At 71.1% G+C, this 12010-nt stretch carries 9 protein-coding genes; 5 read left to right on the top strand and 4 right to left on the bottom strand.

Going from position 1 to position 12010, the window contains the following annotated elements; all coding sequences use genetic code 11:
• Nucleotides 1-179 precede the first annotated feature (179 nt).
• From OHA65_RS12075 to OHA65_RS12060, 4 genes are all read right to left on the bottom strand, one after another.
• Entirely contained in the window at nt 180-1076 is an 897-nt protein-coding gene (locus OHA65_RS12075) for an immunity 49 family protein (protein WP_405761839.1), read from the bottom strand.
• Between the two features lie 150 nt (nt 1077-1226).
• Nucleotides 1227-2120 carry a phosphatase PAP2 family protein gene (locus OHA65_RS12070; protein WP_327283130.1) on the bottom strand — a complete coding sequence of 298 codons (894 nt, stop codon included), beginning with the start codon at nt 2118-2120 and terminating at the stop codon, nt 1227-1229.
• Nucleotides 2121-2213: 93 nt separating this feature from the next.
• The gene (locus OHA65_RS12065) at nt 2214-3263 is read right to left on the bottom strand and encodes a LacI family DNA-binding transcriptional regulator (protein ID WP_327283129.1); all 1050 of its coding nucleotides are present in this window, start codon (nt 3261-3263) and stop codon (nt 2214-2216) included.
• A 26-nt stretch (nt 3264-3289) separates the two neighbouring features.
• Nucleotides 3290-4918 (bottom strand): alpha-amylase family glycosyl hydrolase, encoded by a 1629-nt coding sequence (locus OHA65_RS12060; RefSeq protein WP_327283128.1) that lies wholly within the window; start codon nt 4916-4918, stop codon nt 3290-3292.
• A 222-nt stretch (nt 4919-5140) separates the two neighbouring features.
• Between OHA65_RS12060 and OHA65_RS12055 the strand changes: the two genes are divergently transcribed.
• The 5 genes from OHA65_RS12055 (at nt 5141) to OHA65_RS12035 (ending at nt 11030) form a co-directional block, all read left to right on the top strand.
• A complete protein-coding gene (locus OHA65_RS12055) occupies nt 5141-6415 on the top strand; it encodes an extracellular solute-binding protein (RefSeq protein WP_328762531.1) in 1275 nt (424 codons plus the stop codon).
• A gap of 7 nt (nt 6416-6422) precedes the next feature.
• Nucleotides 6423-7463 (top strand): sugar ABC transporter permease, encoded by a 1041-nt coding sequence (locus tag OHA65_RS12050; RefSeq protein WP_327283126.1) that lies wholly within the window; start codon nt 6423-6425, stop codon nt 7461-7463.
• A 2-nt stretch (nt 7464-7465) separates the two neighbouring features.
• Nucleotides 7466-8344, top strand: a complete 879-nt coding sequence (locus OHA65_RS12045) for a sugar ABC transporter permease (RefSeq protein WP_405755764.1) — start codon at nt 7466-7468, stop codon at nt 8342-8344.
• Nucleotides 8345-8418: 74 nt separating this feature from the next.
• Nucleotides 8419-10026, top strand: coding sequence for a glycoside hydrolase family 13 protein (locus OHA65_RS12040; protein WP_405761837.1), 1608 nt, complete (start codon nt 8419-8421; stop codon nt 10024-10026).
• Nucleotides 10014-11030: a LacI family DNA-binding transcriptional regulator gene (locus tag OHA65_RS12035; protein WP_327283123.1), complete on the top strand. Its 1017-nt coding sequence runs from the start codon at nt 10014-10016 to the stop codon at nt 11028-11030. The genes OHA65_RS12040 and OHA65_RS12035 overlap by 13 nt, the downstream gene beginning before the upstream one ends.
• Nucleotides 11031-12010 lie beyond the last annotated feature (980 nt).

The following is a 12010-nucleotide window of genomic DNA, read 5'->3' as shown; positions in this document are numbered from 1 at the left end:
CGGCCTCCTCAGGCCGTTTCGCCCCCGGGGGAGAGGGGGAGCAGCGGGTGACGGGCCATGGACCCCGTGGGCACCGCCCCGGACGAGCCGGCCGAGTCCCCGATCCGGCTCACGATGTCGGGCGGCCGGATCACGTACGGCAGGAAGTTCCGGCCGGCGCTAGCCGGAGGGGGCGACGGTCAGGCGTTCAGCAGGCTCTGCGGGAGGTAGGCGGAGGTGACGCCGAGCTGCCAGCCGTGGACCTGGACGGCGAGCGCCGCCACGGCGATCGTGCCGGTCGGGAGCAGGGTGCGGGGGGCCGCGTCGGGGCGGGCGCCCTCGCGGTGGTCGGCGAGGTTCCCGGCCAGGGCGCGTTCGAAGGCGGGCTGGTCGTCGTCGAGGAGCACGCGCAGCAGCCGCTGGTCCGGAGTGAGCACACCGAGGCCGTCCAGCCGGCGGGCCGCCTCCGCGCGCTCGGCGGCGTCGGGCTCGCACAGGGTCGCGTCCGGCCAGTCCCGCGGCAGGTGCCCGGCCGCCGGGGTGAGGTAGAGGCACAGCGCGTCCATCTCGGCGAGTTCGGCCGGGTCGGAGTGCGAGTCGAGCGGCGAGTAGGGCACGCCGTCGTGGAGGGCGGGCGCGAAGTCATTCCGCAGCAGCAGCCCGATCACCCGGTCCCGCTCCCGCACCGCCCCGCTGACCACGCACAGCGCGAACGCGTCCAGCCAGGTCCGGGCGGTGGGCGCCTGGTCGACGGCGTCACCGAAGGAGATGTCCATGCTGCTGAGCTCCTCGTCGAGCAGCGGGAGGGGCACCTCGAAGTCGCCGTCGGGGAAGCAACCGAGGGAGAGTTCCCCGAGCGCGCATTCGGCGGCCGTCCGCAGCGCACGGCGTACGACGGCTCCGCTCAGCTCGGGGTCCGTCAGCGTCTGCGCGCCGACGTGGTCGAGGAGGTCGTCGCGGGTCTCGTGGAGCCCCTTCAGGGACAGCCTCCCCCCGTACCGCAGCCCGTGCCAGTGGTCGTAGGTCCGTCCGGTGACGTCCGCCAGTGCCTGGGACGTCCGGTGCTCGCTGACCTCGTGCCGCTTCACGTCCTGCACGCCGACTCCTTGATCGTTTCACCTTGCGACGCGCACGCTAGCAACGCCCGCTGACAACGGGCGGACGGGGCACGCGGGGGCACCGGCTGCGCACGGTGGGTGGTCGGTCGATCACGGCTGCGGGCCCCTCGGGACGACCCGCGGCCCGGGTCAGCGGCCGGCGCGGAAGCGGTTCAGGAGGGCGGCCGTCGCCGGGTGGGGGTCCGTGGTCTCCGGGTGACGGGGCAGGCGGTGGGGGAGCGAGCCGTACCAGGCGCGGGAGACGGTGTAACCGAACGCGAGGCAGAGCATGCCGCCCGCCGCGTCCAGCCAGAAGTGGTTGGCGGTGGCCACGATCACCACGAGCGTGGCCGCCGGATAGAGCAGGCCCAGGATCCGGGCCCAGGGGGCGGAGGCGACCGCGAAGATCGTCAGCCCGCACCAGAGCGACCACCCTATGTGCATGGAGGGCATGGCGGCGTACTGGTTCGACATGTGCTTGAGGTTGCCGGAGGCCATGGAGCCCCAGGTGTGGTGGACCAGCACGGTGTCGACGAAGTGCCCCCCGTTCATCAGCCTCGGCGGCGCGAGCGGGTAGAAGAAGTAGCCGAGCAGGGCCACGCCCGTGGTGGCGAAGAGGATCATGCGGGTGGCCGCGTACCGCCCCGGATGGAAGCGGTAGATCCACACCAGGACGCCGATGGTCACGATGAAGTGGAGCGTGGCGTAGTAGTAGTTCATGCCGACGATGAGCCACGTCACCGAGTTGACGGCGTGGTTGACCGACTGCTCCACGGCGATGCCGAGGGTGCGTTCGAGGTCCCACAGCCAGTCGGCGTTCGCGAGGGCGACCGCCTTCTGCTCGGGAACCGCGTTGCGGATGAGCGAGTACGTCCAGTAGCTGACCCCGATGAGCAGGACCTCGAACCAGATCCGCGGCCGGCGCGGGGCGCGCAGCCGGGGCAGGAGCGCGCGCTGATCTCCCGGACGGGTCTCACTCTCGGTCACGGGGGGTGACGAGACTTCCGTTCGGGTTTCCAGTGTCTTCACGCTCGCTTCACCCATGGGGAAAGAGTCTGCCAGATGCACTCTCGCCTTCGATCATCCCTCCGGAGGGTCTACGGCGCAGCCCCTCACCCTCGGGGACGAGACGTTCCCCTACTGCCCCTGCCTCCGGCCGGGAGGTGCCCCCAGCTGCGGGCCGGAGGCGGTGGAGCCGCGGACCACCAGTTCGGGCAGGAACACGAACTCGCTGTGGGGGGCCGGCGTACCCCCGATCTCCTCCAGGAGCGTGCGGACGGCCGCCTGCCCCATGGCCTGCACGGGCTGCCGGATGGTGGTCAGCGGCGGATCGGTGAACGCTATGAGGGGGGAGTCGTCGAAGCCGACGACCGAGACGTCCTGCGGCACCCGCAGCCCCTGCTGCCGGGCCGCCCGGATCGCGCCGAGCGCCATCATGTCGCTGGCGCAGACGACGGCCGTGCAGCCGCGGGCGATGAGCGCGGACGCGGCGGCCTGCCCGCCCTCCAGGGTGTACAGCGAGTGCTGGATGAGCTCCTCGACCTCGGCCTCGTCCAGGCCGAGCCGTTCCTTCATCCCGAGCCGGAAGCCCTCGATCTTGCGCAGGACGGGCACGAAGCGCTTGGGGCCCACCGCGAGCCCGATCCGGGTGTGCCCGAGCGCGGTCAGGTGGGTCACGGCGAGCTGCATCGCGGCGCGGTCGTCGGGGGAGACGAAGGGGGCCTGCACCTTGTCGGAGAACCCGTTGATCAGGACGTACGGAACCCCTTGCCCGCGGAGTTGGTCGTAGCGGCCCATGTCGGCGGTCGTGTCGGCGTGCAGCCCGGAGACGAAGATGATGCCGGAGACCCCGCGGTCGACCAGCATCTCGGTGAGCTCGTCCTCGGTGGACCCGCCGGGCGTCTGCGTGGCCAGTACCGGGGTGTACCCCTGCCGGGTCAGAGCCTGGCCGATGACCTGGGCGAGCGCCGGGAAGATGGGGTTGTCCAGTTCCGGGGTTATCAGGCCGACGAGGCCGGCGCTGCGCTGGCGCAGCTTGACGGGACGCTCGTAGCCGAGGACGTCCAACGCGGCCAGCACGGACTCTCGGGTGCCTGCGGCCACACCGGGCTTGCCGTTGAGCACGCGGCTGACTGTGGCTTCGCTGACCCCCGCCTGGGCTGCGATGTCGGCTAGCCGTGCGGTCACGGGATTGGACTGTACCGGCTCCCCCCTCACAACGCCCACCACGTGCACGAATCCGAGGGAAGCAGCACGGTCCGGCCGTCCGTCTCCACCGGCGCGCTGGAAAGTACGGGCCGCCCCGGTGAGGGAAGTTCGAGGGGATCGGAGCGGCTGTTGAGGGTGCAGGCGAAGCCGGGCCGGGTGAACAGCAGGACGCCGTCGGGCGCGGGCAGCCAGGTCAGCGGGCCGGCATCGGGGGAGCCCAGGCCGGGTAGCGCGCGGCGCAGCTCCAGCGCGGCCCGGTACAGCTCCAGGGTGGAATGCGGGTCGCCGGTCTGGGCGGCGACGCTGAGCGGAGCCCAGTCGGCGGGTTGCGGGAGCCAGCTGCCGGCCGGCCCGAAACCGTACGGGGGCTCCTCGCCGGACCAGGGCAGCGGGATCCGGCAGCCGTCGCGCAGTCCGTCCTGCCCGGCGGAGCGGACGAAGGCGGGGTCCTGGCGGACCTCGTCGGGCAGGTCGACGACCTCGGGCAGGCCGAGCTCCTCGCCCTGGTAGACGTACGCGGACCCGGGCAGCGCCAGCATCAGCAGCGCGGCGGCCCGCGCCCGGGCCAGGCCCTGCGCCCCGCCCCCGTACCGCGTCACGTGCCGTACGACGTCGTGGTTGGACAGCACCCAGGTCGTCGGGGCGCCGACGGAGGCGGTGGCGGCCAGGGACTCGTTGATGACGGTCCGCATCGCGCGGGTGTCCCAGGGACAGTTCAGGAAGCGGAAATTGAAGGCCTGGTGCAGCTCGTCGGGCCGGACGTACAGGGCGAGCCGCTCGGAGGTCGGCGCCCACGCCTCCGCGACGCCGATGCGCGGGCCCTCGTAGGAGTCGAGCAGCCGCCGCCAGGAGCGGTGGATCTCGTGCACGCCGTCCTGGTCGAAGAAGGGGAGCGGTTCGGTGCCGATCAAGGTGGCCTGGGCGCCGCGGCCGATGTCGGGCATGCCGGGGGCCTTGACCATGCCGTGGGCGACGTCGACGCGGAACCCGTCGACGCCCAGGTCGAGCCAGAAGCGCAGGACGGAGGCGAACTCCTCCGCGATCTCGGGGTGCTCCCAGTTCAGGTCGGGCTGCGCGGGCGCGAACAGGTGTAGGTACCACGCACCGTCCGGGGTCCGGGTCCAGGCGGGGCCGCCGAAGACGGACTCCCAGTCGTTGGGCGGCAGCTCGCCGGCGGCTCCTCGGCCGGGGCGGAAGTGGTACCGGTCCCGGGCGGCGTGGCCGGCGGGGGCGGCGAGGGCCTCCCGGAACCAGGCGTGCCGGTCGGAGGTGTGGTTGGGCACGACGTCGACGATGACCCGCAGGCCGAGCGCGTGGGCGCCCCGGACGAGCTCGTCCGCGTCGGAGAGGTCCCCGAAGAGCGGGTCGACCGCCCGGTAGTCGGCGACGTCGTAGCCGCCGTCGGCCTGCGGGGAGAGGTAGAAGGGGGTGAGCCAGACGGCGTCGACCCCGAGCCGGGCCAGATGGGGCAGGCGCGCGCGCACCCCGCGGAGGTCACCGATGCCGTCGCCGTCGCTGTCCGCGAAGGAGCGGACGTACACCTGGTAGATGACGGCATCGCGCCACCAGCCGCCGCTTGCGGTGGCCTTGCTGGAAGCGCTTGCAAGCCGGGACGCGGTCAGCTCATGGGTCATACCGGTCCCAACGCGGGTACATGCCCCCTGGTTGCGGGCCTGACGACCCGAAGGAAGTTCGAACAACCAGCAAGTAGTGGCAACCTTCAGGACACACGGATGTAACGATCGGCCTCGCTTGCAGAAAATTGCCGCAAGCTCTTTCGGTCGGCTTTCAGGCTTGTTACGTTCCCTGCAACTCGGGACCGCGAGGGCGCGGCCGGGATCATCGAAGGAGTTCATATGCGGCGTGGCATAGCGGCCACCGCGCTGGTCGCGACCCTGGCGCTCGCGGCGACGGCTTGCGGCGGTGACACCAAGGGTGACAGTGGCGAGACCAAGGCCGGCGGGGAGCTTTCCGGCACGGTCACGTGGTGGGACACCTCGAACGACGCCGAGAAGGCCAGCTTCCAGAAGATCGCCGAGGCGTTCACCGCGAAGCACCCGAAGGTCACCGTCAAGTACGTCAACGTCCCGTACGGCGACGCGCAGAACAAGGTCAAGAACGCCTTCAGCAGCGGTTCCGAAGCCCCTGACGTGATCCGCGCCGACGTCGGCTGGGTCGCCGACTTCGCCTCGCTCGGCTACCTCGACGAGGTTCCGGCCGAGACGGCCAAGAAGGTCGACGCCGAGTTCCTGCCCCAGGCCGCGGCCAGCGGCAAGTTCGAGGGCAAGACCTACGCCGTCCCGCAGGTCATCGACACCCTCGGCCTCTTCTACAACAAGAAGATGCTCGCGGACGCCGGCGTCCAGCCCCCCAAGTCCCTGGAGGAGCTGAAGACCGCCGCCGCCGCGATCAAGGCGAAGACCGGCAAGGCCGGCCTCTACCTGCGCGGCGACGACTCGTACTGGTTCCTGCCCTTCATCTACGGCGAGGGCGGCGACCTGGTCGACGCGAAGAACAAGACGGTCACCGTCGACAACCCCGCCGGCGTCAAGGCGTTCAAGACCGCCCGTGACCTGGTCTCCTCCGGCGCGGCGATCACCAACGCCACCGACGGCTACGTCAACATGCAGACCGCCTTCAAGACCGGCGAAGCCGCGATGATGATCAACGGTCCGTGGGCCGTCGCCGACACCTACGCCGGCGACCAGTTCAAGGACAAGGCCAACCTCGGCGTCGCCGCCGTCCCGGCCGGCTCCGTCAAGGCCGGCGCCCCGCAGGGCGGCCACGACCTCGCCGTCTACGCCGGCTCCAAGAACCGCGCCGCCGCGCACGCCTTCGTCGAGTACATGACCTCGCAGGACGTGCAGGTGCAGTCCACCAAGGACCTCAGCCTGCTCCCGACCCGGACCGCCGCGTACGAGCAGCCGGACGTCAAGTCCAGCGAGATGGTCCAGTTCTTCAAGCCGGCCGTGGACAAGGCCGTCGAGCGCGCCTGGATCCCGGAGAACGGCTCCCTCTTCGAGCCGCTGAAGGTCGAATACACCAAGGCGGTCACCGGGGCGTCGAGCCCGGAGGACGCGGCCAAGGCGGCCGGCGTCGAGTTCCGCAAGATCCTCAAGGGCTGGAAGTAACAAGACGATGGCTGCTGACACCAGCCAGTCGGTGGTGAAGGCCGCGGGCAGCGACGGAGAAGACACCGTCGCCGCCCGCGGCCGGAGCCGCAGGACTGACAGCAAGGCCCCCGGCAGGACCAGGGGCGGACTGAGGCGTGCCCTCGCCACCCACTGGTACGCCTGGGCCATGGTCGCCCCGGTGGTGCTCGTCCTCGCCGTCATCATCGGCTGGCCGCTCTTCCGCGGCGTCTACCTGTCGATGACCGACGCCAACGAGCGCAATGTCGCCCGTACCATCGGCGCCAACCACATCGAGGCCACGTACAAGTTCGTCGGCCTCGACAACTACGCGGACGTCCTGGCCGACCCGGTGTTCCTGCAGCGGCTGGTGTGGACCGTCGCCTGGACCGTCCTGTGCGTGTCGATCACCTTCACGCTCGGACTGGCCCTGGCCAACATGCTCAACCGGGACTTCCGGGGCCGCGCCGCCTACCGGATGGCGCTCATCCTGCCCTGGGCCGTCCCCGGCTTCGTGTCCGTCTTCGCCTGGCGGTTCCTCTTCAACCGCGACAGCGGCATCCTCAACAAGATCCTCGACGGCGGCGGCATCTCCGCCGTCCCGTGGCTCGACGACCCGACCTGGGCGAAGTTCTCGGTCGTCGCCGTCAACGTCTGGCTCGGCGTCCCCTTCATGATGGTGGCCCTGCTCGGCGGACTGCAGTCCATCCCGGCAGAGCTCTACGAAGCCGCCGAGATGGACGGTGCCACGGCCTGGCAGCGGTTCCGGCACATCACCCTGCCCGGACTGCGCACGGTGAGCATGACCGTGATCCTGCTCTCCACCATCTGGACCTTCAACATGTTCCCGGTGATCTTCCTGCTGACGCGGGGCGGACCGGGCGACTCCACCGAGATCCTGGTGACCCAGGCCTTCCGCGAGGCCTTCGTGGCCAGTCCGCGCGACTTCGCGGGCTCCGCCACCTGGGGCGTGCTGATCCTCGCCCTACTCATGATCTTCGCGCTGGTCTACCGGCGCTCGCTGCGCAAGCAGGGAGAGGTGTGGTGACCATGACGACCTCGCATACCCCGGATGCCCCGGGCACCTCGCGCACCCCGCGCGTCAGGGGGCAGCGCTCGGCGCTCGCCTCCACCGGCCTGCACGCCACCCTGATCGTCGCGTCCGTGATCGCCGTCTTCCCGGTGCTGTGGGTCCTGCTGACCTCCATCAAGCCCGCGAAGCACGCGATCTCCACGGACTTCGTGAAGGAACCGACCTTCGACAACTACCGGTACCTGCTGGAGTCGACCTCGTTCCTCAGCTGGTTCGGCAACTCCGTGCTCGTGGCCGGCATCACCACCGTCCTCGGTGTGTTCATCGCCGCCACCACCGGCTACGCCGTCAGCCGGTTCAAGTTCCCCGGCATGAAGCCGCTGATGTGGACCCTGCTCATCACGCAGATGTTCCCCATGGCCATCCTCATCGTCCCGCTCTACAACCTCATGGGACAGCTCGGACTGCTCAACCAGCCGCTCGGCCTGATCATCACGTACCTCACCATCGCCGTGCCGTTCTGCGCCTGGATGATGAAGGGCTTCTTCGACACGATCCCGATCGAGATCGACGAATCCGGACGCGTCGACGGGCTCAACCCCTTCGGCACCTTCTGGCGCCTCATCCTCCCGCTGGCCAAGCCCGGCCTCGCCGTCACCGGCTTCTACTCCTTCATCACCGCGTGGGGCGAAGTCGCCTACGCCTCCGCCTTCATGGTCGGGGACGAGCACCTCACCCTCGCCGGAGGCCTGCAGACCTTCGTCACGCAGTACACCTCCAACTGGGGTGCGATGAGTGCCGCTTCCGTCCTCATCGCCATCCCCGCGGCCATCTTCTTCCTCTTCGCCCAGCGTCACCTCGTCGCCGGGATGACGGCGGGCGCGACCAAGGGCTGACCCCCTCGCGACCACGGGCTGACCACCCGGCGCCCGCCCCCACACACCCCCGGCCCGATCTCTTCAAGGACGACATGACCCAGCACCTCGCCGAAACGCTCCCCACTCAGGCCGGCAGCACCCTGCCCGGTTGGTGGAGAGAAGCGGTGATCTACCAGGTCTATCCGCGCAGCTTCGCCGACTCCAACGGGGACGGCATGGGGGACCTCGAAGGCATCCGCAGCCGACTGCCCTACCTCAAGGAGCTGGGCGTCGACGCCGTCTGGCTCAGCCCCTTCTACGCCTCCCCGCAGGCCGACGCCGGCTACGACGTCGCCGACTACCGGGCCATCGACCCCATGTTCGGCACCCTGCACGACGCCGACGCCGTCATTCGTGAAGCGCACCGGCTGGACCTGCGCATCATCGTGGACCTCGTCCCCAACCACTGCTCCGACCAGCACGAATGGTTCAAGCAGGCACTGCGGGAAGGCCCCGGCACCCCGCTGCGCGAGCGCTTCCACTTCCGCCCGGGCCGCGGCGCGGACGGCTCCGAGCCCCCGAACGACTGGGAGTCGATCTTCGGCGGGCCGGCGTGGACGCGGGTGGCCGACGGCGAGTGGTACCTGCACCTGTTCGCTCCCGAGCAGCCCGACTTCAACTGGGAGCACCCTGCCGTCCAGGACGAGTTCCGGTCGGTCCTGCGGTTCTGGCTGGACCTGGGCGTCGACGGCTTCCGCATCGACGTCGCCCACGGCCTCGTCAAGGCCCCCGGCCTGCCCGACCTCGGCCGCGACGAACAGCTCAAGCTGCTCGGCAACCAGGTGCTGCCCTTCTTCGACCAGGACGGAGTGCACGAGATCTACCGCTCCTGGCGGACCGTCCTCGACGAGTACGCCGGCGACCGCATCGGCGTCGCCGAGGCCTGGACCCCGAGCGCCGACCGCACCGCGCTCTACCTGCGCTCCGACGAACTGCACCAGGCCTTCAACTTCCACTACCTGACCACCGGTTGGGACGCGGCCGCGCTGCGCGGCGCCATCGACGAATCGCTCGACGCGATGCGGCCGGTCGGCGCCCCGACGACCTGGGTGCTGTCCAACCACGACGTCGTACGGCACGTGACGCGGTACGGGGGCGGGGCGCAGGGCCTGGCCCGGGCGCGGGCCGCCGCGCTGCTGATGCTGGCGCTGCCCGGGTCCGCGTACGTCTACCAGGGCGAGGAGCTCGGCCTGCCCGAGGTCGTCGACCTGCCCGACGAGGTCCGCCAGGACCCGTCCTTCTTCAAGGAGAACGGCCAGGACGGACTGCGCGACGGCTGCCGCGTACCGATCCCGTGGTCCGGCGACCAGGCCCCGTACGGCTTCGGCGACGGCGGCAGCTGGCTGCCGCAGCCCGCCGAATGGGCCGGCCTGAGCGTGGCCGCCCAGACCGGCGACCCCGCCTCCACCCTGGAGCTGTACCGGGCGGCGCTGCGGATCCGCCGCGAGCGGGCCGACCTGGGCGCGGGCGACGCAGTGCAGTGGCTGGAGGCGCCGGAGGGCGTCCTGGCCTTCCGCCGCGGCGAGTTCGTCTGCACCGTCAACACGACGGGCGAGCCGGTACGGATGCCGGCCCGGGGCACTGCCGTCCTGCTCGCCAGCGCCGAGCTGGCCGACCCGGGCACGCTGCCCGCCGACACGGCGGTGTGGTGGCAGGTGTGACCTCCCCCCTCCGGCTGACGGACATCGCCGCGCAGGCCGAGGTCAGCGAGGCGACGGTCAGCCGTGTGCTCAACGGCAAGGCGGGCGTGGCGGCCGGCACCCGGCACAAGGTGCTGGCCGCCATGGACCTGCTCGGCTACGAGCGGCCCGTGCGGCTGCGCCGCCGCAGCAACGGGCTGGTGGGACTCCTCATCCCGGAGCTCACCAACCCCATCTTTCCCGCGTTCGCACAGGTCATAGAGCAGGCACTGGCCGGCCACGGGTACACCCCGGTGCTGTGCACCCAAACACCGGGCGGAGCCACCGAGGACGAACTGGTCGAGCAGCTGGAGGAACGGGGGGTCACCGGGATCGTCTTCCTGTCCGGCCTGCACTCCGACTCGACCCTGGACCCCTCCCGCTACCAGCGGCTGTCCTCCCGCGGTGTCCCCTTCGTCCTCATCAACGGGTTCAACGAACACGTCAACGCCCCGTTCATCTCCCCGGACGACCGGGCGGCCGCCGACATGGCCGTCCGTCACCTTGAGGACCTCGGACACCGTCGGATCGGCCTGGCCATCGGGCCGACCCGGTACGTACCGTCGGCCCGCAAGGAGCAGGGGTTCAAGGCCGCGCTGCCGGGGGCCGAGGAGGAGGGGCTGATCCAGCGCACGCTGTTCACGGTGGAAGGCGGCCACGCCGCGGGCGGCGCCCTGCTGGACCGCGGCTGCACCGGCATCGTGTGCGGCAGCGACCCGATGGCACTCGGCGTGATCCGCGCGGCCCGCGAACGGGGGCTGCGGGTACCCGAGGACGTATCGGTGGTCGGCTTCGACGACTCGCCGCTGATCGCGTTCACGGACCCGCCGCTGACGACGGTCCGCCAGCCGGTCCGCGCCATGGCGACCGCCGCGGTCGGAGCCCTCCTGGAAGCGGTCGGCGGCACCCCCGTCCAGCGCACGGAATACGTGTTCCAACCGGAACTGGTGGTCCGGGGCTCGACGGGACAGGGGCCGGGCGAGTAGAGCGGCCGGGGGAGCAGGGCGGGCGGGGCCGGCGCCGGGCGGCCCCGTCGGCGTAGCCGCGCTGCCCTGCGGGTACCGGGTTCCGTTGCCGCCGCTGTCCGTCTCGTTTTCGGACGTCGCGCCCCACCGCAGAAGGTCTTGGCCGCGAGCGCGGGGCCGGCACCGGGCAGCCGAGCCCTTCCGGGGGGAGTGCGGGGCGCAGGACCTTTCGGGAAGCCGAGCCCGTCTCGGACGGGCTCGGGCGGCTTCGGGCAAGCGGTGTCGGTGGAGTGTCCGGGGGCGTCCGGGCAGTCCACCGTCCTTCCGTGCCGTGCCGTGCCGGCCCGTCAAGGGCGCTCTCTTCGTTCGCGTCGCTTCGCGACGGCCTTCGGCCACCCTTGACCGCCCGTCCCGTCCCGGAATGCCAAAGACCGTCGGGAACCCCCGAAGGAACGGCCGGGAGGTTCACGTCCAGGGGCGGACCCATCAGAGATCCCGGCCGGCGGCTCCGTCATCCGGAGCCGGGCTGCCGGCGCCCCCGAGCCCGGCCCGGATGCGGCGCAGGGAGGGGAACGGCTCCGTCAGGGGTCCGGCGCCAGCAGTCCCGGGTCGGGGGCGGGGCCAAGCCGGAGCAGCGCAGCGCGCAGGTGCGCGCACGGCTCCGGTCGGCCTCCAGGCGCGACAGATCGCTACGCGCTTCGCCCGGCACGGCGTCCGACGGCGGTCTCGGGCTGGCGGCCCGATGAGGCGGGCCGGGCGAGGACGTAGATCGAGAACTTCCGACGCACCTCGCCGTCGCCTCGCGACGCGATCGAACTCGGCCCGTCGGCGTCGCGGCCTGGTCTGCCCCGTCGGGGCAGAGGGTCAACTGGCAGGCCCGGGTGGCCGGGAGGACACGTCGGGGAAACAATTCTGCAATCTCTTGCGCAAAGTCTTGCAGGCCTCATACCTGACCCCTACGGTCGCTGCCATCCCCACCTCGTCCGCCAGGAGGCCCCCCA

The organism is Streptomyces sp. NBC_00045 (assembly GCF_045041095.1).
In the GTDB taxonomy this organism is placed as follows: Bacteria; Actinomycetota; Actinomycetes; order Streptomycetales; family Streptomycetaceae; genus Streptomyces.
The sequence above is the reverse complement of the archived record's forward strand: the minus strand, read 5'-3'. Positions and strand labels throughout refer to the sequence as shown.